We start from the raw sequence: 24128 nt of genomic DNA, 5'->3' as shown, positions 1-24128 counted from the left end.
TTAACGCGCTACTAAATTACAACGTAAACGTAATACCAACAAAAAGCAGGAGCAGATAGATGAAGAAACTCTTATTATTGTGGTTCGTGTTCATCATGGCCAGCCCGACTTTATGGGCGCAGCGGCCACGCAGAATGGATATGAAACAATTTAAAGGCAAAATTCAGGGCTTTGTGTACGATGATCAGACCGGCAGCCCCATCGAATACGCCAATATCATATTGTACAAAAAACGCGATAGCAGCCAGGTTACAGGTACAATTACCGACAAAGATGGCTATTTCAAACTGGAAAATGTTCCTGGGGGGCGGTATTTTCTTGACGTGGATTTTATCGGCTACGCCAAAAAAAGAATTGACAGAGTGATTGTTTCACCCAGGTCGCCCGAAGTGCTGCTTGCAGAAATTTTTCTGGAACCGGTGACTCTGCAGAGCGATGCGGTCGAAGTGGAAGCGGAACGCGTTCCCATCTCTTATCAGATTGACAAAAAGGTGATCAATGTCAGTGAGCAGGCCACAGCCCAATCGGGCACTGCTGTTGACGTATTGGAAAACGTGCCTTCGGTGGAAGTCGATATCGATGGGAATGTTAAGTTACGGGGTAGCGGTAATTTTCAGATTTTAATCGATAATCGTCCGACCATTCTTGAACCCAGCGAGGTGTTGCAGCAAATTCCGGCCAGCTCGATTGAAAACATCGAAATCATCACCAATCCTTCGGCCAAATACGATCCGGATGGCGTGTCGGGCATCATCAATATTGTTCTAAAGAAAAACAAGCTCAAAGGTTTGAGTGGAATGGTTAACGCCAGTGCAGGCACTTTTGGCCGATACGGCGGCGATTTCCTTTTCAGTTATCGTAAAAAAGCCATTGTGCTAAACGTGGCCAGCAATTACAACCGGCGTAACTTCCCGGGCGATCAAAAGCTGGAACGCCAGACACAAACCGGATCGTTTACCACTTACAACACTTCCAATGGTGACACGCACTGGAATATGCTGCCCTACGGCCTGCGTTTTAGCCTGGATGTTCATCTGGGCCACTGGGATGTGCTCAGTGTGGCCGGTCGTTTTGGAAATCGTAGCATGGAACGCGGTTTTAATCTGGATTACAAAGAATGGACCTCGCAGGATGCAAACGAGGTCCTTTCCTATCTCAGCCAGGATACCTGGAAACGGACCGGCGACCATTACTCCTTAAGTCTGGATTACCAGCATCGCTGGAAGCAAAAGAATCGGCGCTTCAGCGCTCAGCTTATTTACGATTACCGTACAGGCGACGAAAAATCAATTAATGAATTATTTGACGCTCAGGGCGCACTAAGCGAGAGTCAAAAATCAACGGAGAATGGCCCGGGCAAAGGCTGGCGCATTAAGGCCGATTACACCCATCCCTTTTCTGAAACCAGCAAGCTGGAAGCAGGCTATCAAAGCCGGATTCTTCAATCTCAAGAAGAAAATAAGATTTACCATTACGAAGTAGGCAGCCAGACCTACCTGCTGCAACCCCAATTCAGCCATTTTGCCGATTACACACGCAATATCCATTCGGCTTACACCACCTTTTCTTCCAAATGGAAAAAATTGGGCTTCCAGTTAGGTTTTAGAGCTGAATACACCTTTCGTGAGATCGGTTTAAAGGATTCGGCCAGCGCAAAAATCGATCGGCTGGATGCCTTTCCCACAGCGCATTTTTCTTATGAGATCGCTCCAGGACGCCAGTTGATGGTTAGTTACACAAGACGCATTAATCGCGCCCGCGGTTGGTGGCTGGAACCCTTTTACACCTGGGGAGATGCCTACAATGTCACCAGAGGGAATCCCGGTCTTAAACCCGAATACATCGATTCCTACGAAATAGGGCACCAGTTGTTCATCAAAAAGACCTTAATTTCCCTGGAAGGCTTTTACCGCGTTACGCACAACAAGGTGGAACGCGTGCGCTCGGTTTATCCTTACAAGGAAAACGTGTTATTGCACACCTATGAAAATGTGGGTAAAGATTACGCTTTAGGCAGCGAATTTCTGATTAATCGCGATATTTTTAAATGGTGGAACATCAACTATATGGCTTCCATCTATCAGTACAAAGTTGAGGGACAATTGCTGAAACAGGATTTTTCCAGGGAAAGTTTTAACTGGAGTCTACGTTTTAACAACGACTACCGTCTGGGCAAGAATACGCGTGTGCAATTCAATGTGGGTTACCGCAGCCCAACCGTAACTTCCCAGGGAAAGAGCGAAGGATTGGTGCGCAGCGACCTGGCCATCAAACAACAGTTTCTGGATAAAAAACTATCGGTCACTTTGCAAATCAGGGATCTGTTTAATTCCATGCGTCACGAATTCACTTCGCAAGGTTCCGGATTTTATTACTATCGTTACATCGATTTCCCATCGCCCATGGTTTCTTTAACCATTTCGTACATTTTCAATAATTACAAACAAGAACGACGGGGCAGGAATGAGAACGGCAACGAAGACATGGGCGGCGAAGAGCTATTCTAATCGGGCTGACAGGAAGCTTAGAGCCAGCTAAAGCCGGTTTTTCTTTCAATCTCTGTAAACGGTGAGTAGGTGGGCAATCCGGCCTTCAAAAACTGATGAATGAATGTCGGATGCCCATTTTTAATTATTTTGCGCTGATCCTGCATCTCCTTTGCGATCAGGTCTTCCCATTGCTGGGCCTTTCTCCCCCACAAGATAAAATAAGGGGGTTGCGGAAGCTGCCTTAAGGCCTTAATCAATGCCTGATGAAAAGTTTGCCAGAAGATGAAATGCTGCTTTTTGTCCTTAGCGCTGGAATAGGTTAAGGCCACATTGACCAGGAGAACTCCATTTTTAAGCCAGTGTCTGAACAGTTGCTGCGGTGTTTTAAGGTTCTGCTGCAAAGCAATGGTTCGGCATTGATTGATGGGCGTTTTGTAATCGGCCAGTCCATGAGCAACCAGCAGAGCTTTTAAGATGTTTTTCATGGAATTGCCAACGGTTTTGTCCGCCCAGGATTTAATCTCCGCATCCCAGAAAGCAACGCCATTGGCGCTGGTAGCCCGAGGATAGGGATCTTCGCCATACAAAACGCAGCACACATTCTGCGGAGAAACCAGATTAAAGACGTGAAAGATATGGCGCTTGTCCGGTATGATTTGAGCAAATTGATTGGTAAACGCTGTTAAGCTCCGGTAAAAACCAGGTAAATCCAACTCTGCTTCTAAAAATTTTTCCCAGTCCGCAGGTAGCCTCAATGTTTCTCCAGAATGTCCATAAAACAGAAGGGAATTTCTGGTAAATTAGCCAATATTGCAAAAAATAATGCGCATCTTTCTGAAAAAGTTGGGCTGAAAACAACGTATTTCACACGGACCGGGCTTACAGATAAACCGTTAGACCAAGTTGTATGGTCAGCGGATTGAATGACCAGGAAGTCCGTTTGTAATCACTTTTAGTGCCCGTAGAATTATACCTTTTTGTTTGTTTCACATTGTACCAGTAATACTGGATTTTTAATCCATAGTCCATATTGAGGCTCATGTGCGAGTGAAAGAACCATTCCACCCCATAAATTCCACGGAGCCCCACAGACCAGGTCGTTTTGTCCTGACGATTTTCCTGTGTTTGGTAGGCACTGTTTGATTTATTTGTAGAATGCTCAGGGCTGTAATTGAGCATGGGCCCAATACCCGCATAAAATTTTACGGGTTTATTGAGATTAAAATATTTTAGCAGGATTACATTAATTCCTATCTGAGACATTCTGCCCTCTCCATCCTGCCTATTCGTAAGACTGTCCGCTTTTCCGCTAATTTGCGTGTAATTTTTATTATCTGTATTCAGCTTTTCGGTTCTGCCACTCAATCCTACGCGCAGAGCCCAGCGGTTTGTAAAATGGTATTTGGCGCTGAACAGGCTACCATAATAAGCACTGAAGCGCAGCACATCGTCAACAGCAAACTGCAAGGCATATTTAGGAAACTGAAAGGCTTGCTGTTGCGCAAAGCCGAAAACGCTCAAAATCAACACAAAAAAGTAAGTTTTAATGTGGCGCATCTTCATCCCTCCTGTTAAAAATAAAGACTTAACACTAAAGTAACAGGCTTACTGTACATTTTTACAAACGACCGGTCTATAGTCTTTTTGCCGTCCGGCATGTCATAGGTGTGCTTCATTGTTTCCCTTTTTAGGGCCCATTGGTATTCCAGCCCCAGGCTAAAATTATTTTTAACAAACCAGGCCACTTCTGTTAAAACATGTACATCATAAACCCGTAGTTTGTATGTATTGTTTAACTCTTTTACATTTTTCATAAAGAGAGAGGGTCCTCCTCCCAGATACAGCTTAACTGAAGATGAAGCAGGAAAGAGATAGAGAAAATCCAGGTTAAATCCAAGCCCTTTGTAATACTGCTTTTCCCGATAAAATAAAGCGCTGCCCAGGCTATCCGTTTGATCCGTCTGGTTATTGGTACCGGAATAGGTAGGTTCAAAGCCAAAACGCACGGCCATTTTCCTGGTGACATGATATTTTAAGGAGAATAGCGTGCCATAGAGGGGATCAATGTGAATCATTCCTGACAAATTTGAGAGTTTCATTTCCATGGCCAGATCGGAACGGGGAACGGCTTCCTGTGCGCTCAGCATAAGGCAGGAAAAAAGAACCAATAAGATCGTACGCTTTAACATGATTTTTCCTCAAAAATACAGGTTAAAAACATATTGTAAAATTGTTATTCATTCGTGCTTTCAGCGCTACAGAAACATTAGAAAATTAACAACGCATCAATGTAAATCTCTGTTGAGCAGCAGGCCCGTGTTGGCGCGTTGTGGTAAATGCTCTTCCAGTGTTAAGAAAATTTTTACTTATTTTTTGGCACTTCCAAAAACTTGCTGGTAGAGTATCACACCTCGTAAAAGTTAGATATAATCACATTTAAAATCAAGAGGGAAAATAAGTAGCTATCCCCCAGAATGTTACTACAATTATCAATTGGTGAGACTTTTTCATATAAAATCATATCATAAGTCCATTCTAAGGCTGCAGAGCCGCAACCAAAAACTTCTTTAAAATAATGACGGGCCGGTGCCTTGGAACCATTTAATTCATACACTCATATACTTTTAACTTTACTACTCCAATAGCAGAAGTCATTTCAAGAATTAGCCCTCTCTCCCTCGATCCCCCTCTCCCAAAATAAAAATATGAGAGAAGGGGAAGGCTTACCACCTGTGTTGAAGATTTTCTTTCATGGCCCCATTCACGATCAATGGCAATTCGGAATGTCAGCCCGATGCTCATTCAACAATTCAACAAATCAACAATTAAACGGTTTTACTTCCTCACACAGCACAAAAATTTTCTCACCTTAAATTGATATATCTTTTATGGAAAGCTTTCTAAACCTGTCTTTTCCAAACGGCTATGTGAAATGTTCCATCAAAACGCTACCTCTTTTCCCCCATTTTTGAATCATTGCAGGAATGCCCCGCTTAATATTTTGTGGCTTTCCATTCCAGATTTAGCTAACTTTTATTTATGATCAGTAGCAAAATTTTATTTCTGACATGGGTAAACTTCGTCCTTTTTCTTTCTGGCAGCCTGGCGCTTACCATTAATCAGGTGTACATTAAAGGGAAGTATCCCTGGCCGGAGAAAAAACTTCTTCAGGCTCTAAACCTGAATGCCGGACGGCCTATGGACGCCCAATACTTAGAACAAAAGCAAAAAGAACTGCTGACCTATTGTCAGCGTCAGGGTTACCTGAAAGCAAGCATCGATTCACTGACCTTTTTAAAAGATCAGAAAGGATTGATCATCTGGCTCCATGCCGGACCGCTGTTCCACATTAAACAGATCCAAATTGCAAGCGACTCCATCCCGTCCGCCCAATATTTGGCTGTCCTGCAGAGTCGGGCTGGCCAATCCTTTGATCAAAATATTCTGAACAACGATCTGAAAGCCCTGTTGCAATGGGCAGCGCAAAAGGGATTCCCATTTGCCCGGGTACAGGTTTCGCGCTTACAGACCGAAGAAAACGACAACCAGGCGCTGGTGGGGATTGAAATCCGAATTAAAGAGGGGCATCCTGTTTTTATTAAAGACGTTGTTTTAAACGGCCTGCACTACACCAAACCCAGGGTCGTTTTGCGCCAGCTCTACTTCACCCCCGGGATGAGGTTCGACCAGGCCTGGTTTAGCAAGATGACGAGTCGAATTCAAAAAATGCAGCTCTTTGATCAGGTAGCGCCGCCAAAACTTTTGCGCATTGCCCCGGACAGCGTTCTAATCATCCAGACTGTTAAAGAAGGTAACGCCACTTCGTTTGACGGCGTGCTTGGCTATGTCCCCCCGGCCGCCAACAGCCAAACGGCAAAAGGCTATCTGACCGGTTTAATCGATCTTTCATTCAGAAATCTCTTTGGCAGCGGACGAAAGTTTAAACTCTACTGGGAAAAGAGCGATCGCCTATCGGAAAATTTTCATATTCGTTACCTCGAACCCTGGATATTTAATTTCCCCATCGATGTGGGCGGCGCTTTTAGCCGCGAAGTAAGAGACACTCTGTACATCGCCTATGATTTTGCTCTCAACTCGCAATTCCATTTCAACGAGTCATTTGCCCTGTTCTTAAATTTTTCGCGACAGGCTGTCAATCCGGATTCCCTGGCATCCTGGCAATTGGGCATGGTAAAAACCAGAACCTATGCCGTACAAGCTGGGCTACAATACGATGTCCGCGATTACATTCCCAATCCCCGGAGGGGGCTTTTTTATCAGAGCAGTTACAGCTATGGCCTGAAGCAAAACCTGGGGCCTGCTGCCATCCTTTTAAGAGACAGTTTAAGAAAGAATGCAGGGCTCAATAGTTTACATTTACAGTTTGAATGGTACCGCTCTCTATTTAAAAACCAGGTGCTGGCTGCCAAATTCTATTTAAAAAACATCCGCGGCAGGCATTTACAACTAAGCGACTATTTCTGGTTCGGCGGCAGTCAGTCTGTGCGCGGCTACCGCGAAAGACAATTTCATGGTTTTCTGGTTTCCTGGCTTAATTTAGAATATCGTTTTATCATGGGACGAAATTCAAGGGTATTCCTGTTTGCCGATTTTGGCTATTACCGGACCAAAATTCAGGAAACCATAAAAGAACAAATGCTGCGCGGCCTGGGCTTTGGCCTGCGTTTTGCCACGCCCATGGGCATCATGGGGATCGATTACGGCCTGGCGAGGGGCGACAGCTTCGGTCAGGGGAAGATCCACGTGCGTCTGACCAGCCAGTTTTGAACAACCAATATTTTGCAGATTTAAACCCGTTTCGTAAATTAGCGTTTTAAATGGAGTGCACAAGGAGACCCTGAGTGGCTAAGGAAGATTTTGACTTTACGGACATCAAAGGATGGTGGAACTCGCTGAAAATTCGCTTTTTTGAATTGTCAGAACCGGTCATCAAAGCGGTTAATATTTCTCTTCTCTTTGTCAGTGTGCTGGCCCTGGTCAGCCTGATTCTGGAATATGGTTTTTACATCTCACCTCAAACGGCGCAGATCATTGAGCGTGTTAATGTGCTGATCGTGTTGTATTATGTGCTTCAATATTTTATTAAATTGCTGTTTACTTTCGAAAAATGGGACTACATACGCTCCCACTGGTTTGAAACGGCCCTGGTCTTATTGATCATTGCCGAAACAACGGTCATTCTGCACCAGCTGGGACTTTCCCAATTTCAAAAATATCTGGTCGATTTAAACGTTAAGTCGCTTACGCGATTAACCATCGTCGGCGCCCAGGTGGTCATTATTTTGACGATCATCAGCGGTGCCGTGCGTTTAAATCGCAAAATTGCTTATCTCCGATTTCATCCGGCGCAAACCCTGATGCTCAGTTTTTTTATTGTGATTATTCTGGGTACTTTTTTACTGATGCTGCCCAAAGCGGTGGCGCCTGGCCACAATCTTGGCTGGTTAGACGCCCTTTTTACCGCAACCAGCGCCACCTGTGTCACCGGCTTAATCGTAGTGGACACGGGCAGCCACTTTTCACTGTTAGGCCAATTGATCATCCTGACCTTAATTCAGATCGGTGGCCTGGGCATCATGACCATCTCCAGTTTTTTTGCCCTGTTTTTTGGGCGGGGCATGGCCATTCGCGAGCGCATCATGTTGCAGGAGATGCTTAACGTTGAACGGCTCGATGCCATTACGCGCCTAATTAAGGGCGTTATTCTGATCACCTTTGTCATGGAGTCGCTGGGCGTTATTTTGCTCTTCTTTAGCTGGAATTTGCCCCAATGGGATTTTTCACAGCGGTTGTACCATTCCATCTTTCATTCGGTTTCAGCTTTCTGCAATGCGGGTTTTTCCCTGAACAACGACTCTCTGATGTCATTTAACACCAACTACCCCGTGGTTTTGACCATAGCCTTGCTGATCATCGTTGGTGGTCTGGGCTTTGTCGTCATGATCGATTTAACCCGGGGCCGCATTTTTGAGTACCCGACACGTAAAAAGATTCGGCGCTTTTCTGTACACACCAAACTGGTCCTAATCGTCACTGGCGTGTTGTTAGTCAGCGGCACGCTTCTCTTTTTAATGATTGAACCATTTCAGGGAGACTGGATCTTCAAGACCATCAACTCCTTTTTTTGTTCTGTCACGGCGCGTACCGCCGGATTCAATACGGTTGACACAGCGAATCTTACGGTCTCTTCGGCCCTGTTGCTCATGCTGCTCATGTTTATCGGCGCTTCGCCGGGATCAACCGGCGGCGGAATTAAAACCACAACGTTGGGGATTTTGGTGGCCAGCTTCATTTCCATCATTCGCGGCAAGACACGCATCGAATTGTTTAAACGCAGCATCTCTTTTACCATTTTAAATCGCGCCCTGGTGGTGTTCGCCTTTGCCATCTCTTTCATCATGTTTTCCAGCTTTTTACTCAGCCTGACCGAAAAGGCCAGTTTTTTAAATCTCCTGTTTGAAGAAATTTCCGCTTTTGGCACCGTGGGCCTTTCCAGGGGTATTACGGCAGGGCTGAGCAACTGGGGGAAAATGGTGATTATTGTTTCCATGTTTGTGGGCCGGGTAGGTGTTCTAACACTGGCCTTTGCCATTACCACCCCACGGGAACACCTGCGCGTTGAATATCCGGAAGAAAAGAATGTCATGGTCGGTTAATTAAGAAAAGGACAAAACAAGATGAATAAGTTTTTGATTATTGGATTGGGTATCTTTGGCCGTGAATTGGCGGTAAGCCTCATCGAAAAAGGAGCCGAAGTTGTGGCGGTTGATCAAAAGATGGAACTGGTCGAAGAAATTCAGGATCAGGTAACCTACGCCGTTCGGCTGGATGCCATGGATGAACGGGCTTTGAGCAGCATTGGGCTAGAGGAAATCGATGTGGGCGTGGTGTGTATTGGTGAAGATTTCGAATCCAATCTATTAGCCGCCGTGCATCTGAAGAATTTTGGCGTCAAAACCGTTATTGCCCGGGCCTCCAATCCAACTCAGGAAAAGATTTTAAAAGCCGTAGGCGTAGATCTGGTGATCACCCCAGAGATGGAAGCTGCCGAAAGACTCTCTTACCGTTTGATGCATCAGGGTTTACTGGACGTTACCTTCATCGGTGGAGGCACCGTCGCGGCAAAAATTCAGGTACCCGATATTTTTGTGGGCAAAACACCGGCCGAACTGCAACTGCGCTCCAAATTTGGCGTAAACCTGATTGCCATTCACTCGCCACAGGTCAGCAAAGATGGCCGCCAGTTGCCACCCATTGTGAACAATAATCCAGATGCCAACACGGTTTTCCAGAAGGGCGACGTCATGGTTTTAATTGGCAGTAACCGCGATTTGCAAAAAATTTCCAGACTGCAAAACAAGTAAAGCTCCGAAGCCATTCTCCATTTTGAAATAATACCGTGAAGGTGCATTTTGCCGGTTTCTAAAATAAAGATTGAATCTCGTCAAAAATAAAACTAATTTGTGAATGGTCGTTTTAAAAGAATGGATTTATGGCAACACTGTTTGACGTTTTTGACAGCATTTTGGAAGAGGCGGAAAAAGATTTTTACCAGCACCATTTTGACCAGGCCCTGGAAAAATGGCAGAACTATTACAAAATTACGGCCAAGGTTGAGTACAACCTGATCATTAAAGAAATCCAGAATCTGCTTAAAGAGCTTCATCCAGGCAAAATGAGCAGCCTGCCCGTGCTAAAAGAAAAATATTTCTTCCTGCGCCAAAAATTTTCAGACAAGCAGATTCATCCTTACACCAATCGTATTTTTCTGAGATTGCTTATCGATCTCTACGCTAAACATTTTAAGCATCTGGCCCCGGAGGCAGACCCACTGGCTCATGGCATCTTTCGTTTTTTGCTGGGTGAGTCGGAAGAGGCGCTGGTGTTGTTGAAAGAACTGAAAGAACAGGAACCCGAAAATATCTGGGCCCGCGTCTTTATCGGGCATATCTACCTGCAGCAAAATAAGCCTAAAGACGTTACCGCCGTACTGACGCAAAATCTGTTTTTGGCCGCAGATCAGCTTTACGAAGAGGACCTCTATCTCTCCCAATTCAAAATGCTTTTTGGCCGATTGCATTCTCAGCACGGACGGAAAAATGTTGCCATGTGGTTGCTGCCATTTGAAGCCTGGTTCCGCAACTACCTTGTCTTTGAACAGGATGAAGTCTTCTTTAAATTGATGCTCAAAAAAGAGCAAAACGAACGCATCATCCGCATTAAATACACCATGGCAGAACGCTACCGGCACTTTATGCGTTGTCTGTACCTGACGGAATATTCCCGCCATTTTCTTAAAAGCAATAAAGGAATGATTAATGAACTGGAAAAATACATGGAATCTCTGGACAATACCTATTTTTTGCGCTATCGTAAAAAACGCAAACCTCTGAAAATGGATTAACAACAGCCTATCCCCGTTAGCAATAGAGCAAGCCCAATTTGCTGCTCATGGACTGTTAGAAAAATAAAGGATTACAATGATGAAGCAAAAAGCCGTCTTGTTTGATTTTGATGGAGTGGTGGTTAAGAGCATGGAACAGCACTTTAATGCCTGGCGTCAGGCTTTTATGGAAAAAGGCGTTGAAATTAAAGGAGAGGAGTTCTTTGTACTGGAAGGTCAGGGCATTCATACCATCGCTCACCACCTGGGCAAAATTCATGGCCTGAGCCCCAATGAAGTGGACGAGGTCATGCAACGGAAAGTCAATTATTACAATCAGTTCATGACTCTGGAATTTTACGACCATTTCCACGATCTGGTTGAACACCTGCATCTACACAAAGTGCCCATGGCTGTCGTTACCGGGGGCAACCGCTCCAGAGTAGAAAAAATCGTGAATGAACATTTTAATCACTATTTTAAGGTACTGGTTACCGTGGATGACGTGGAACGGGGCAAACCCTTCCCCGATCCGTTCTTAAAAGCAGCCCGGACTTTACACATCAAAGCGCAAAACTGCATCGTTGTGGAGAACGCGCCCATGGGCATCAAGGGAGCAAAACGGGCCGGCATGACGGTGGTAGCCATCACTACTACTCTACCTAAGCCATTTTTAAAACAGGCAGACTACATTGCCCACGATTTTTATGAGGTAGAAACGATTTTGAATAACCTTCTTGGTATAACAAATTCATCATGAAAAGGAAGAAATAAAATCAGCAATGGAGCGCTAAAGGGAGCTGGCGTAACGCTCAGGGCTTCAAAGGTCCAGACGCACATTAACGGCTTTGTCGCCCTTCATATCGCTCTTTAGGTCAAATTTTACACGATCTCCTTCCCGCAGCCCTCTCTTCTTCAAAGAAGCGTGCAAATCATTGGCATTGACAAAAATATCTTCTCCCTCATCGGAAACAATGAAGCCGTAGCCTCTTTCCTGGTTCCAGTTCTTTACCGTACCCTTAAGCATCTTTTCTCCTTACGTGTTGTGTTACCACAGTTTAAATCTTTCCTCCATGGAAATATGTTGCCCATATTTTTTTAAGTAGTTTTGCAGATTCATCCAGTGTCTGTCTTTCTGATCCTCTTTCAATCTCTCGAGCAAAGTAAGGGCCTTTGCAAACTGTCCATTAAAATAGGCAAAATAGACGTCCTTCAATTCAGGCGTTAAGTGGTGCAAAGAAATTTCCCGGAAAGAATGATCCAGCATTTTGAGTCCCTGATCATATTTACCCTGCCCGGCCAGATAAAAGGCGCACTGTTCATACAGGTCTCGTTTCAGCTCGTATTGATCGGTAAAAGCCGCAAGCGCTTTGCCAACCTCCTTAAACCACAGGGAGTCCTGTTTCAATGTTTTGAAGAGCCTGGCCCGGCGCAGGTAGAGATCAAAGGCATAATAGCGCATTTTGGCCTGAGTCCTGCGCTGTAAGGAGTCTTCCAACTGACGTAACTTTTCCAGCCCCTGCAGCGGATTTTGGGCGGCCAGCGAATCAATCTGCTTGAACATCATTCCTTTTTCAGCTTTAATCAAACGATATTCCAGACGTTTTTGCTGGAGTGTATCGGCCCACTCTCTGCTCAACTCACGCTCAATTAAATTTCTGGCTTGCTCAAATTGACCTTCATGGAGTAGCTGATCGATCCGCTGGAAATCGGGCTCCGAGGAGCAGGCTAAAAAAAGGAGAACAAAAGCCAATGGTAATGCGCTTAGTATCCTGTTCATACATTTATTTTACAATAAATCAAAAACGATTGCAAATCAGGAAAACAAGAGGGTAAAACAGGGGATCAGTAAAATAAGCGCAACAAATCGATCAAACTTTTTCTGATCAATTCGCAGGTGGAAGGCGCTGCCGGCTAAAATGGCCAGGAACATGGTCAACAGAAAGATCAGCGTTTGGCCCCAGGTAAAGTGTAAGCGGTTGCCCAGTGAGTGGTACAGAAAGAGGCGCCAGATTGCACCAAAAAAGAAGATGGCGATTAACTGAGCGCGGAAGGCCGCTTTCTTGAAAACCAGTTTAAAATAGATTACCAGCAACGGTCCGCTAATTCCGAACAATCCTCCGCCAATGCCGGCCAAAAACGAAACAGGCATTAGCATCTTTAAACTGAATTTAATCTTAATCGCCTCTCTTTGGGGCAGAGTATTGAACCAGATCAGACCAATAAAAAAGAAGAGGACGACCCCCAAAAGCCGTTTTAACAACAGAACGTTTAACGCGCTTAACAGTCTGGCCCCCAAATATGCTCCCGGGAAAAAAAGGAATAACACGGGCAAAACTATTTTCCAGTCGATCAGGCGGTACACATTGATAAAAAGATAGAGGCCTGCAAAAATATCCAGTAAGGTGGCCAGGTAAATGGCCTGTTGAGGTGGAAAAAAGAAGGAAAGGGAAGGAATCAGGATTAATGCCGGGCCAAATCCCGTGAATCCCTTGACAAAATAGGCCACAAAGACCAGACACATTGCGATCAGAAGAACTGTAATCGGCATCAATTACACCGTCCGTTCATTAAAAAAGACACATCTTCCGTCCCTGAAAGGTTAAGTAGTCTTTCAGTATTAAGCAACGTCCTGGAAAAACCTCCACTACGCCAGGTAAAGATTTCTCCGCATTGCACATCGCTTTCGCTCGGCGCATCGGTCGAAATGTTAATTTTGGAGGCCTCGTGCCGACGTGTCATTCCGATCCCGATTTATCGGGATCGGAATCCTTTACACTGGCGTCAAAATTTTGCACCTAACCCCGATTTTCAGGGAGAGGGAGTTAGGGGATCAGGGCTAAACTCGTCCCCTTTGCGGGAAATATTTTAATCAATATCAATAACCAGCTTTCCATCCAGCATCAAAGGATGGTCGTCCAGATAAATGGAAGGCAGGGTGAGTACGCCGTCGATGTGAATGCCCACAGCGTAGGTGCCGCCCATGCTGATATTGTTACCAAAGGCCACATGAGCCGTGCCTAAAACTTTTTCATCTTCCAGGATATTGCCAATAATCCGGGCCGTATGGTTGGTCCCAATGCCGAATTCTGCCACATTCAGTCCGTCTTTGCCAAAGCGGCTGAGCATGGCAAACAGTTGATCGGCCTGTTTGCCCCCTTCCATTTTAACAGCAAAGCCATTCTTAATGACGATTTTAATGGGTTGCTGCAACATACCGATTCCGGCCACCGAAGCATCGACCACCAGTGTTCCTTCACTCTTCCCTTCTTCAGGCATCAAAAATGCCTCTCCGCTGGGCAGATTGCCGCCTTTTCCTTTTTCCAGCAGTAATCCGGTGGAGGCGATGGCCTTGATCCCTTCGATGGGCATGTACAAATCGGTTCCTAACGGTGAACTTAAATGCACCAATTTTGCTTCGTCCAACAGAGAGGCCAGGCGATTGGTACGTTTAGCAATAAGCTGGTAATCGGCATTGAGTGTGCGGATCATGGTATCTTCACTGATATTGGGCATGGTTGCCACCCGAGCCCCGGCCTTACAGGCATTTCGTCTGGCGTCTGTGTGCGTTAACGAACGATAGGTGGGACAGACCACTACATTGTGCACACGCATCAATTCGGCCACTTCTTTGGGCGGTTCCTGACCATTCACATCAGCAACCGGAATTTGAACCAATAAGGTCTTTTCTGTTATTCCAATACCGGCTTCAAAAAAGGCTTTGCCTACATTTTCCTTTTTGTTGTCACATACGATTAGCAATTTTTCTTCAGGGGTCAGTCCAAGACAGGTCTTGAGTGCGGTATGCGCAGCCTGGATCAAATCATTCATTTAAACGATCCTTTAATTTGGGTAAAAAGTTAATAATTAATAAAAAAGGTAAGTTAAAATAATAATCCCTAATATTCAAATGGAATACCCGATTTGAGCTGGATATTCTTTATTCTACGCTCGACCGCATCCAGTATCTGATCAATAGGCATGTTGTACTGATGCAAATTTAAGCGGTCCGAAATGGAAATGTAAGACTGTTTTAGTTTCTGGATGGCGTTCCTGTATTCATGACCGATCTTTTGCAATTCTTTGACCACTGGTGGCTCAGGCATTTTGCTTTCCATGGCTGTGAGCTCATTTTTTACCTTTACAAACTTATCAAGATAAGACTCCAGATCCGGTCGGTTAATATCGATCAGATTATAATATTTCTTCCGGTAATTTTCCAATTGTTCTCTAAAAGAAGGTTGAGCTAAATTTTCCTTAATTTGAGCCTGTTTCTGTTTTAATTTTCGATAAGTCGCCTTTAGTTCCTTGTATTTTAGCAAACGCTCTTTATGAATCTTAAAGTTCTTGTCGTCTTTTAAAAAGTACCACTTTTTCTGCAGTTCATTTTGCTCATTCTTAAGATCATTTAATTTCTTTACCAGAATATCGCGATCTTCCTGCAGGTTTAAAAGTTTTTCAATAATTTTAGAATGGTAATGTCCAAATAAAAAGAGAAATATCAGGGAAAAGAAAAAGGCTTCTGGAATGATTAACAACCAGGAACTGAACGCAATATAGGATAGGATAAAAGAGAGAGGAGTAATAAATCCTACAAAAAAATATTTTACATGTTTCCAGGTTTTGTGTTTTACCTCTTGCAACTGAATCTCATGATTCAGGGACTCAACACGCTTTTCCAGATTATTGATCTTTTCAAAATTTTCATGATAGGTTTTAATGTCGCGTTCGGCCTCTAAAGGTAATTGTTCATATTCAGAAAGGTCGATTTTAAAGGTTTGCTCGATGACCTCTATTTTGTCTCCGATCTCTTTCAGCTCTTCTTCGTTCTGTCTTTTAAGTTGTTCCAGACTTTTCCAGAGCAAAACCTCGGCTCGCAATAAAATAGGATTTTGATCTTTTATGGGCTCGAATGACTCTTCCAGTGTTTTGTCGATCTCATCTTTACGTACGTGTTTTTGTCGGATTTTTTGAGAGAGTTGCGTTAACTTGTTCAGGTCTTCTATCAGCTCCTGGCGCATCGTATTTACTTTTATTAAAACATTCAAAAACTCTTTAAAACGCGCCAATTGCTGGATATCGTTTGTGTCAAATTTGCCGGGTAAAAGTTCACCGGCAATGGCTTCCACTTGATTCAACAGAGAGCGGGCTTTGTTTAATTTAAAGGTAGGCGAAAAGAGCAAATAGAGGGAAGACATCAATTCGCCAAACGATTTGCCTTCTTCCATTTCATCATTGAGCACTTCCAGATAAAGGGATTTATCAACTATTGGGAAAATGGAACGCAACATATCCAGATAGGGTCTGGAAAAGCCATTGTCCACAATATCTTTGCCCTGGAAAATGGGACGGCTGGATTTGGGATCGGTTAACAGACAGGCAATCACATCCGTTTCAAAGTCTCTTTCTATGAGCAGAATCTTCTGATCGATGACTAACGATACCAGGCCGGTAAAAGTCCTGTTGATCCTGGGATCGCCCCGAAATCGTAATTTTTCATCGGCGCTGAAACCAAAGATGATGCCCAGAATGGCTTCAATAAAAAAGCGACTCTCTTCGGCTTCGGTTTCAAACACTAAGTTTTGATGTTCATCCAAAAAGTTTAAGGTTGTGTTTTGATCAAATCCTTTGAATCCTGAGAGTTGAAGAGACTGAATACGCATATTCGACTAATCTCCCTTTCATCCATAAATTAAAATCTATTGTCAATTTACAAAATTTTGATCAGGAATCCACAATTTTTGGAACGCCTTGCTCTGCCCTTCTACGAGGCATCTGACTCTTCTAGCCCAGCTTTTTTTCTATTTCAACATTTGGGCTGGCTCTGATCTCATCTCTCTTTAAAACCGCCACTCTATCCGGGAATACGTACCCTCAAAAAGGTATTCAGATTGAATAAATCTTTCTTAAAATAATTGCACCAAAAATAAAGTATTTGTTCCAGGTCACGATTTGTTTACCTATTCGAAATTTAAAAAATCGGGTTCAGGCCGACTTTAAACCCTGCCTGATACAGGTCAATGGTTGACCAATTAAACAATTAAAATAATCCCTGGCGATGCACTGTTAAACACGCGCTGTCATTATTTCTTTTCACCTGGTTCTCCACAAAGAGAAAAGAAAAGCCTTCCCATTCTTTACGCCAATCGAGCGGCCTTATGAGCACAGCCGCAAGCTGTAATCGACCTGAAAGAATGCAACAAGGCCATGAAAGCAAAATAGAGTATTTTTTTACGAATTACGAATTATTTTTTAAACCGAAGTTTATGACTAAACGTTGAGGATTCGTACTGGCCTGCAATTTCAATTCCCGATTCATCGGGAGACCATAAATACACTGGCACAAAGCCAAAATGTAATTCGCAAGCGCAACGTAACTCGAGCTTCAGCTCGAGACTTATGTAAGGGCGAAGCATTTTTGCAAATTTTTACTCAAGAGCAATTTTAACTTGCACACAAAGAGGTTGCGCTAATTGGAACCATCTTAAGGAAAATGCTTCGCCCTTACACCTTAGAAAGATTTCTCCACTCTGCACGTCGCTTTCGCTTCGCGCATCGGTCGAAATGACAATTTGGGAGGCTGAGTGCCGAGTGTCATTTCAAATCCCGATTTTCGGGGACGGGCCATTTAACCATTCAACAGTTTTATTCACTCGCACAGCACAAAAATTTCGCCTTCCGCCATGACGGGATACATTTTTTAATGACAGTATTCCAGAATAACCGTTTTTTGTCTGGCCGCTGCAAAATAATTTATTTTTATCATTAAAAACTGGCTTAATAATTTGCGATTTCAGGTTTAGAATTTTAAATTAATTTTGTGAAAAAATAAAAGAAATTAAATTTTAATACAGCGGATTCTGCAAAATGCTCATTCGGGTCGAATTCAATCCTGAAAAATCGGGAGGAAAATTTTGGAACGGAGTAGAATCAAATGACGCCTCGTTTCCCGTACTACCGGGAATTGGAACACGACACCAAAAATTACATTTTGCAGAATTTCAAGCAATAGGGTTTTAAGGAGTAAAACAAAGGGAACGGAGTTTACCATGTCATTATTTCCAAAACGGACAGCTATTTTAGTGGGCGGAGGTCCCGCTCCGGGTATTAATAGTGTAATAGGCGCTGCAACAATCAGAGCCATTCTTTCAGGATCGGAAGTCATTGGCATTCAGGATGGTTTTAAATGGATCATGCGCGGCGACATTTCGCACGTGGTTCCTCTGACCATCGAATCGGTAAGTCGAATTCATTTTCGTGGCGGTTCGCACATTGGTATCTCCAGGGACAATCCCACAAAAGATAAAAAACTCCTGGAAAACACAGTTTCTTCCCTGTTACGGCTAAATGTTGATAAGTTGATCACCATTGGCGGCGATGACACGGCCTATTCTGCCTTCCGCGTGGAACAGGTGGCCAATGGCCGGGTGCGCGTAGCCCATGTGCCCAAAACCATAGACAACGATCTGGACCTGCCGGGCACCATCAGCACATTTGGTTTTCAGACGGCCCGCCATCTGGGGGTTGAGATCGTTAAGAACATCATGACCGACGCCAAAACGACCTCTCGCTGGTACTTTGTGGTTACCATGGGGCGTAAGGCCGGTCATCTGGCCCTGGGCATCGGCAAAGCCTGCGGCGCCACACTGACACTGATTCCTGAAGAATTTGGCAATCAGAAGATTAAATTGAAACGTATCGTGGATATTTTGGTTGGAGCCATCATTAAGCGCATGAGTTATGGCCGGCAGGATGGAGTGGCTATTCTGGCTGAAGGCTTGCTGGAAAAACTGGATCCCAATGATTTTGAATTGCTGATGAATGTGGAAAAAGACGCCCATGACAACATCCGATTGGCCGAGATCAGTTTTGGCGAAATATTAAAGCGCCGGGTACAGGAACGGCTGGCCGAGTTCGGGCTAAAAACTACGATTGTGGCCAAGAATATTGGTTACGAATTGCGCTGCGCAGACCCCATCCCCTTTGACATGGAATACTGTCGCGACCTGGGATTCATGGCCGCCAAATTTTTGTTTGATGGCGGTTCGGGCGCTCTGATCTCTATCCAGGACGGCCGCTTTATGCCCATGATGCTAAAGGATAAAATCGACCCCAAGACCAAACGCATGAAAATCCGCATGGTAGACATTAAATCAGAATACTACCACGTGGCGTACCGCTACATGATTCGCCTGAAAGCAGAAGATTTTGATGACCCCCATGAACTGGCAAAGTATGCCGCTACAGCCGGGGTTGGGTTGGATGATTTCAGAAAGCAGTTTGAATATCTGGTCGCCAACAGCGAAGTGGAACACATCGGTGATGATGGAATCGCTCACGAAAAGGTTTCGTCCAGTCCGACAAAAAAGAACAATAAAGCCCTAAAATAACGAGCCGGGTAATGTTTGATTTCAGCCGGTCGGAGCGGACGGCTATTCGTCGTCCGCTGCTCTGGCCTGAGAACTGGTTTCTTCGCTGATTACCGCATAACATCTTTCAATGATGCCGAAAGAAGGATAATTGATCAACAAAGAATAGAGGCTGACCACCCCATAAATGGCCAGAACGCGTATTTCTCCGGTAACTACAAATTCAATAAAACCAAGCAGTGTAATTAAATTTGCAATAGACCAGATCACCATGTAATAGCGCCTCAATAAAATTAATGTTTTGGCCATGGTATCGGCCGTTTCTCCAAACTGAACAATGAAATCAGACAGATCGACACTGGTGATTTGCAATGTTTTTTTTCTGGCCCGCCAGACTAATTTGCGGGGAGCAAGATAGGTTCGTTTCATATGAAAAACCAGATAGAGCAAAAGGATGGCTACAATTAAAATTACAGTACCCAGGCCGCCCTGGGTGTGTGGCGCTGTGGAGACCACGGAGCCAAAATAGTACAATAGATAGCCGACCAGTAACAACATAAGCACCCCGCCCAATATGGCGTACCACAGTAAACGGTTAACGCGATATAAATTGCGCACTTTACTTCTAAATTGTTCGTCCATTATTAACCCCAAATTGTTTCTTCTCTTTTTAATCTACAATGCTAAAAGCGCTATTCCAAATAAATGGGGCCATTAAGGGGAGGAATATGGGTTAGTTTTTCTTTGAGTTCGCTGGCATTCAAGGCCAAGAGAGGGCTAATTTCAATGGGATGTTGCGGAATACCGTTTTTCATGGGAACTTTGAAGCCACACTCTACCAGCCAGCGGGCATAGTTGCGGATCAGATCCCGGCGGGCGGTTTGTGGACTATCCACCCCTTCCCTGTTCTTTACCGGGCTGAACTCTGCCGGGCGATCGACTTCAACAGTACATACGCGTTCAGCATCTAACAAAGCGTCAAAGATAAAGGTTTCGAATTTAAATCCGTTTTTGTGATCAGGTTGAATTAGCTTACCCTGATCATCAATAAATGGGATGCTCTTGTGGGCAATATGAAACGGTAATTTAAATCCATTTTTGTTTTCATCTTCAATAAATTGAACATCGATAACGTGAATGGCAATGGAGCCCGCCCAATATAATAATTGTCCTTGCTCATCTCTGGCATACATGTGCGTTTCATCCAGATCGCTGTATTCGATGACCCCTGTTTTTCCATTCATCTTACAAATGATGCCCACGCGTTCTTCCGGATCGCTTTTTCGTACCACTTTGCTGGAAATCTGCGCTCTTTCGCGAATGTGATAGCCAATAAAGAGCGGATCACACATGTTAACGAGCACATTGTCCACCTGGAAATAGAAGAGGTACCGGATGCCCCTGTTTTTCATGTCCTGCAGTACCCCGCTATCGTACAGCGCCTTTAACACACCTCCATGGCCATTGGGGCTCTCGAAAATACGGTGCTTTTCGGCTAACAGAAATTTGCCGTTTTGATCCACAGCTGGAATCATGTCCTGAACAAAGAAGAAAACCTGTTCTTTACCTAAATTAAAATATTGGTGCTGTTCAAAAAAATCGACGGTCTGCTGGTGATTACTGCGGCTGGTCATGATGTACCATGGGAGATCAACGTCGTATTTTAAGGACATGGCTTTAATCTTTTCGGCATGCAATTGAAAGAGGGATTTCTTTTTTACGGGCGTAATGGGAAAGCAGCCTTTTGGCCCATCAAAGCCGAGGCGGGAGCCCTGTCCGCCAGCCACCAGACAAACGCCAACCCGGCCCTGTCGCAGGGCATCTTCTCCTAAAGGGCGCACCTGCTCATCAAGCGTCTCTCGCTCTCTCAAAGAAATTACAGGCGCAGGTTCCAGATGGGGCGGATTTTTTTTATGCGGATTCAAAGCCAGAGCAATTAGATGTTCCATTTGCTGCCAGTCAATGCGGTTTAATTGACTGATTAAGAATTCTTTTTGCGTTGGACTCAATTCTTCCCAAAAGCGAAAGATATGTCCTTGCCCATGTTCAAAACAGAGATCGATGATCTTTTGCCAATTTTTATTTTCGGACTTAATCATTTATTCACTTCCAATTTTGTCCATGACCAGAATGGTTACATCATCTTCAAAATCATTTGAACCGGTGTAATTGTACAAACTTTTTCTGGTATTTTCAATGAAAATTTCAGCGCTATTTGAAGCATTTTCCCGCATTAACTGTTTCAATCGTTCTGTCCCAAACTGTTCTTCCTTATGATTAGAGGCCTCATTCAGACCATCTGTGTAAAAAAACAATCGCATCTTGCCCTTTAGCTGAATATCTTTCTGGGCGAAATTTGTTCCTAAATCAATAATCCCCAATAAAAATCCTTCCGTGTCCAGCTCATGAATGGTTCCGCTTTGATAGTCGTACAACAGAGGGTGGGGATGTCCGGCATTGGCAAAACGCAGGATATTTTCTTTTCGGTCGAGCACAGCTAAAAAGGCGCTGAAAAATTCTCCGGTTTGCAGTACACTGCAAAAGTCGCGGTTCATTTTCTGTAAAACAACGGAGGGATTTAATATTTCGTCGCTGTATTTGTGCAGAGTCATTTTAAACATGGCCGAAAGCATGGCGGCCGCAACCCCATGGCCGGAAGCATCGGCAATGACCAGGGCCGCGTAGCGATTATTAATATCCATGATATCGTAAAAATCGCCCCCCAATTGGCTGGACGGCAAATAAAGCACCCCGAACTGAACATCCTCATAGTCCGGCAGGGCTTCAGGCAATAGACTCTTTTGAAACTCACCAGCCTTTTGTAGATCGGTAATCAGTTTTTTATGTTGATTTTCAATAATTTTTTTCTGTTTTTCAACCTTTTTTAAGGCTTTTCTTAATTCGTTGGCCTGCCTCTCCAGTTGCAAATTTTGTTCTTTAATCTTATCCATCAATTCAATACGATCTTTGGCAATGCCCAGATATTCCGCAACGGCTTCCAGCATGAAGCGGTCGGCCTCATCCAGCTTCATGTTTTCAATGTTTTCAATATTTAAAACACCGAACACTTGTTCTTTAAAACGAATGGGAAAAGCGAATTCGCTGCGTGTCTCTTCCATTGTCCCCTGTTTAAAATAGGGTAAAGTTATCACATCTTCGGCTATGACTGCCTGCCCTGTCTGAAAAACATGGCCAATTACACCCTGGTCCAGCTCGAAGGGGGTTCCTAACGGAAAGCGCTTTTTGACCTTTTCGATGTTGTAACCGCTCATGGCTTTTAAGACCAGCTTTTGCTGCTCGGGATCATAAAAGAAAATGGTCATTTGCGTCGACTCAAAAAAACTTTGCACAATCTTTTCACTTACAAACTGGGCAATCTCGCACAAATCATTGCAACTGGCTATCTTTTTCCCAATTTCATTGATGGTTTGTAATTGTAGGTAGCGTTTTTGCAGGAGCTGATTATTGCTTACCTGTTCAGTAACATCATAAAAATTTTCAATAATACCTATGGCCTTGTGTCGGGAGTCCAATAGAACTTTGGCATTACGGTTAATGTAAATTAAGGCCCCACTTTTTGTAATGATCTGCCCCACTACATCTGTAACCGCTGTCTGTATGCCATCGGTCGCTGGTGTAATTAACACATCGACCAGGACCAGCACTTCTTTGAGCGTTTTGCCTTTTACCTCTTCTGCCAGGTAGCCGGTAATTCTTTCTGCGGCTCTGTTCCACTCCAGAATTCTGCCGGTCAGATCATAGGTCACAATCGCTTGCGGAGAACTCTCTAAAATGTTTTGCAGATATTCTTTTGTGTCCTGTACGTTCTGTAACAGGCGTTCCAGTTCTCTGGTGTTTGCTTTTACTTGTTCCAATAATTCCAATCTGCTTATGGATTTTTCTACCGTTAATCTCAGGGTTTCTAATTCAACCGGCTTCAAAATAAAATCAGAGGCCCGATTACGCAGGGCTTCAATAATAGAATTATTATCTTTAAAAGCAGTGAGAATGATGATCTCACATTCTTCATCCTGCTGACGAATCTTTTTGAGCACATCCAGCCCGGAGAGACCAGGCATTTTTAAATCGACAATAAGTATTCGGGGATGTTTTTTTTCAAAAAGCTGTAAACCATGTTCCCCTGAATTAGCCACCAGAACCGTGTAACCATGTTGCGTCAGGTATTCACTTATGGTGGCCGTAATCTCCGGATTGTCATCAATGACCAGAATTGTCTTCTGTGTCTCCTTAGTCTGTTCTATCTTACTATCGTCCTTTAGAACCTGTAACCAACCCATGTGTACTTATTTTCCTGTAAAATAATCCATGATTAAACTATTGCCTATATTCGTTCAATTCAAAAAATATTTAAGAATCTTTTTTTCCACACTCTGTAAAAAATTAACATTCTGTACGCGAAACAGGCCCTGTTTAAAAGTCAACTTACAATGTAGAACGAGCGTACTCTGCCTGTGGATTAGCGGGATGGAGTATTTTTTTACTAAGGTAGCAATGCTGCAACCAAAAAACTTCTTTAAAAAATGACAGTCAGGTGCCCGGAACCCTTTAACTCTTACACTCATATAACTCCGCCAACAAAAGAAATCATTTCATGAATTAGCCCTCACCCCCTCGATCCCCCGCCCCCAGAATAAAAATCTGGGAGAGGGGGAAGGCTTGTGTGGGAAATTTTCTTAATTGTCCGGCCGCTTTTGCCTGTTGGAGAGCAGCGGAAATTGCGATTCTCTGGGACGGGACATCAAACCATTCAACAATTAAACAATTCAACAATTCAACAGATTTGCTTCTTCACACAGCACAAAAATTTTCGCATCCCGCTGTGGCGGGATTAGATGTTTTGAAGGA

Annotated in this window: 18 protein-coding genes; 7 read left to right on the top strand and 11 right to left on the bottom strand. The window is 44.0% G+C overall.

Annotated features, from left to right (window positions below):
• Nucleotides 1–59 precede the first annotated feature (59 nt).
• Entirely contained in the window at nt 60–2507 is a 2448-nt protein-coding gene (locus ACWB0I_RS07950; RefSeq protein ID WP_479387523.1) for a TonB-dependent receptor, read from the top strand.
• 17 nt (nt 2508–2524) lie between these two features.
• Here ACWB0I_RS07950 and ACWB0I_RS07945 read toward each other — a convergent pair whose 3' ends face one another.
• From ACWB0I_RS07945 to ACWB0I_RS07935, 3 genes are all read right to left on the bottom strand, one after another.
• Nucleotides 2525–3244 (bottom strand): uracil-DNA glycosylase family protein, encoded by a 720-nt coding sequence (locus ACWB0I_RS07945; RefSeq protein WP_479387522.1) that lies wholly within the window; start codon nt 3242–3244, stop codon nt 2525–2527.
• Nucleotides 3245–3368: 124 nt separating this feature from the next.
• Complete coding sequence (locus ACWB0I_RS07940; protein ID WP_479387521.1) at nt 3369–4046, bottom strand: outer membrane beta-barrel protein; 678 nt, start codon at nt 4044–4046, stop codon at nt 3369–3371.
• Nucleotides 4047–4060: 14 nt separating this feature from the next.
• The gene (locus tag ACWB0I_RS07935; RefSeq protein ID WP_479387520.1) at nt 4061–4678 is read right to left on the bottom strand and encodes an outer membrane beta-barrel protein; all 618 of its coding nucleotides are present in this window, start codon (nt 4676–4678) and stop codon (nt 4061–4063) included.
• An 850-nt stretch (nt 4679–5528) separates the two neighbouring features.
• On the opposite strand from ACWB0I_RS07935, the gene ACWB0I_RS07930 reads away from it, so the two are divergent.
• From ACWB0I_RS07930 to ACWB0I_RS07910, 5 genes are all read left to right on the top strand, one after another.
• A complete protein-coding gene (locus tag ACWB0I_RS07930) occupies nt 5529–7277 on the top strand; it encodes a BamA/OMP85 family outer membrane protein (protein ID WP_479387519.1) in 1749 nt (582 codons plus the stop codon).
• Between the two features lie 74 nt (nt 7278–7351).
• Complete coding sequence (locus ACWB0I_RS07925; RefSeq protein WP_479387518.1) at nt 7352–9166, top strand: TrkH family potassium uptake protein; 1815 nt, start codon at nt 7352–7354, stop codon at nt 9164–9166.
• Nucleotides 9167–9187: 21 nt separating this feature from the next.
• Nucleotides 9188–9874, top strand: coding sequence for a potassium channel family protein (locus ACWB0I_RS07920; RefSeq protein WP_479387517.1), 687 nt, complete (start codon nt 9188–9190; stop codon nt 9872–9874).
• A 128-nt stretch (nt 9875–10002) separates the two neighbouring features.
• Nucleotides 10003–10914, top strand: a complete 912-nt coding sequence (locus ACWB0I_RS07915; RefSeq protein ID WP_479387516.1) for a tetratricopeptide repeat protein — start codon at nt 10003–10005, stop codon at nt 10912–10914.
• Between the two features lie 76 nt (nt 10915–10990).
• Nucleotides 10991–11653, top strand: a complete 663-nt coding sequence (locus tag ACWB0I_RS07910) for an HAD family hydrolase (protein ID WP_479387515.1) — start codon at nt 10991–10993, stop codon at nt 11651–11653.
• A gap of 60 nt (nt 11654–11713) precedes the next feature.
• Here the strand turns inward: ACWB0I_RS07910 and ACWB0I_RS07905 are convergent, their stop codons facing one another.
• The 5 genes from ACWB0I_RS07905 to ACWB0I_RS07885 form a co-directional block, all read right to left on the bottom strand.
• Nucleotides 11714–11920: a cold-shock protein gene (locus ACWB0I_RS07905; RefSeq protein ID WP_479387514.1), complete on the bottom strand. Its 207-nt coding sequence runs from the start codon at nt 11918–11920 to the stop codon at nt 11714–11716.
• A gap of 21 nt (nt 11921–11941) precedes the next feature.
• Nucleotides 11942–12673, bottom strand: coding sequence for a hypothetical protein (locus ACWB0I_RS07900; protein WP_479387513.1), 732 nt, complete (start codon nt 12671–12673; stop codon nt 11942–11944).
• A 36-nt stretch (nt 12674–12709) separates the two neighbouring features.
• Nucleotides 12710–13444, bottom strand: a complete 735-nt coding sequence (locus tag ACWB0I_RS07895; RefSeq protein WP_479387512.1) for a sulfite exporter TauE/SafE family protein — start codon at nt 13442–13444, stop codon at nt 12710–12712.
• Between the two features lie 317 nt (nt 13445–13761).
• Nucleotides 13762–14724: an aminopeptidase gene (locus ACWB0I_RS07890; protein ID WP_479387511.1), complete on the bottom strand. Its 963-nt coding sequence runs from the start codon at nt 14722–14724 to the stop codon at nt 13762–13764.
• Between the two features lie 68 nt (nt 14725–14792).
• Nucleotides 14793–16556, bottom strand: a complete 1764-nt coding sequence (locus ACWB0I_RS07885; protein ID WP_479387510.1) for a hypothetical protein — start codon at nt 16554–16556, stop codon at nt 14793–14795.
• Between the two features lie 1386 nt (nt 16557–17942).
• On the opposite strand from ACWB0I_RS07885, the gene pfp reads away from it, so the two are divergent.
• Nucleotides 17943–19283, top strand: coding sequence for a diphosphate--fructose-6-phosphate 1-phosphotransferase (gene pfp, locus ACWB0I_RS07880; RefSeq protein WP_479387509.1), 1341 nt, complete (start codon nt 17943–17945; stop codon nt 19281–19283).
• Between the two features lie 42 nt (nt 19284–19325).
• Here the strand turns inward: pfp and ACWB0I_RS07875 are convergent, their stop codons facing one another.
• The 3 genes from ACWB0I_RS07875 to ACWB0I_RS07865 are packed head-to-tail and all read right to left on the bottom strand — an operon-like array spanning nt 19326 to nt 23560.
• Nucleotides 19326–19904, bottom strand: a complete 579-nt coding sequence (locus tag ACWB0I_RS07875; RefSeq protein ID WP_479387508.1) for a hypothetical protein — start codon at nt 19902–19904, stop codon at nt 19326–19328.
• 50 nt (nt 19905–19954) lie between these two features.
• Complete coding sequence (locus tag ACWB0I_RS07870) at nt 19955–21361, bottom strand: UTP--glucose-1-phosphate uridylyltransferase (protein WP_479387507.1); 1407 nt, start codon at nt 21359–21361, stop codon at nt 19955–19957.
• Nucleotides 21362–23560 carry a SpoIIE family protein phosphatase gene (locus tag ACWB0I_RS07865; RefSeq protein WP_479387506.1) on the bottom strand — a complete coding sequence of 733 codons (2199 nt, stop codon included), beginning with the start codon at nt 23558–23560 and terminating at the stop codon, nt 21362–21364. It lies immediately after the preceding gene.
• Between the last annotated feature and the right edge of the window lie 568 nt (nt 23561–24128).

Source organism: Caldithrix sp., assembly GCF_056497305.1.
This window is presented reverse-complemented; position numbering and strand designations above follow the sequence as displayed.

Bases quoted from the DNA above. Each gene is read 5' to 3' on its own strand.
- ACWB0I_RS07950 (WP_479387523.1), top strand. From the start codon at position 60: ATGAAGAAACTCTTATTATTGTGGTTCGTGTTCATCATGGCCAGCCCG.
- ACWB0I_RS07940 (WP_479387521.1), bottom strand. From the start codon at position 4,046: ATGCGCCACATTAAAACTTACTTTTTTGTGTTGATTTTGAGCGTTTTC.
- ACWB0I_RS07935 (WP_479387520.1), bottom strand. From the start codon at position 4,678: ATGTTAAAGCGTACGATCTTATTGGTTCTTTTTTCCTGCCTTATGCTG.
- ACWB0I_RS07930 (WP_479387519.1), top strand. From the start codon at position 5,529: ATGATCAGTAGCAAAATTTTATTTCTGACATGGGTAAACTTCGTCCTT.
- ACWB0I_RS07920 (WP_479387517.1), top strand. From the start codon at position 9,188: ATGAATAAGTTTTTGATTATTGGATTGGGTATCTTTGGCCGTGAATTG.
- ACWB0I_RS07915 (WP_479387516.1), top strand. From the start codon at position 10,003: ATGGCAACACTGTTTGACGTTTTTGACAGCATTTTGGAAGAGGCGGAA.
- ACWB0I_RS07910 (WP_479387515.1), top strand. From the start codon at position 10,991: ATGATGAAGCAAAAAGCCGTCTTGTTTGATTTTGATGGAGTGGTGGTT.
- ACWB0I_RS07905 (WP_479387514.1), bottom strand. From the start codon at position 11,920: ATGCTTAAGGGTACGGTAAAGAACTGGAACCAGGAAAGAGGCTACGGC.
- ACWB0I_RS07900 (WP_479387513.1), bottom strand. From the start codon at position 12,673: ATGAACAGGATACTAAGCGCATTACCATTGGCTTTTGTTCTCCTTTTT.
- ACWB0I_RS07895 (WP_479387512.1), bottom strand. From the start codon at position 13,444: ATGCCGATTACAGTTCTTCTGATCGCAATGTGTCTGGTCTTTGTGGCC.
- ACWB0I_RS07890 (WP_479387511.1), bottom strand. From the start codon at position 14,724: ATGAATGATTTGATCCAGGCTGCGCATACCGCACTCAAGACCTGTCTT.
- ACWB0I_RS07885 (WP_479387510.1), bottom strand. From the start codon at position 16,556: ATGCGTATTCAGTCTCTTCAACTCTCAGGATTCAAAGGATTTGATCAA.
- pfp (WP_479387509.1), top strand. From the start codon at position 17,943: ATGTCATTATTTCCAAAACGGACAGCTATTTTAGTGGGCGGAGGTCCC.
- ACWB0I_RS07875 (WP_479387508.1), bottom strand. From the start codon at position 19,904: ATGGACGAACAATTTAGAAGTAAAGTGCGCAATTTATATCGCGTTAAC.
- ACWB0I_RS07870 (WP_479387507.1), bottom strand. From the start codon at position 21,361: ATGATTAAGTCCGAAAATAAAAATTGGCAAAAGATCATCGATCTCTGT.
- ACWB0I_RS07865 (WP_479387506.1), bottom strand. From the start codon at position 23,560: ATGGGTTGGTTACAGGTTCTAAAGGACGATAGTAAGATAGAACAGACT.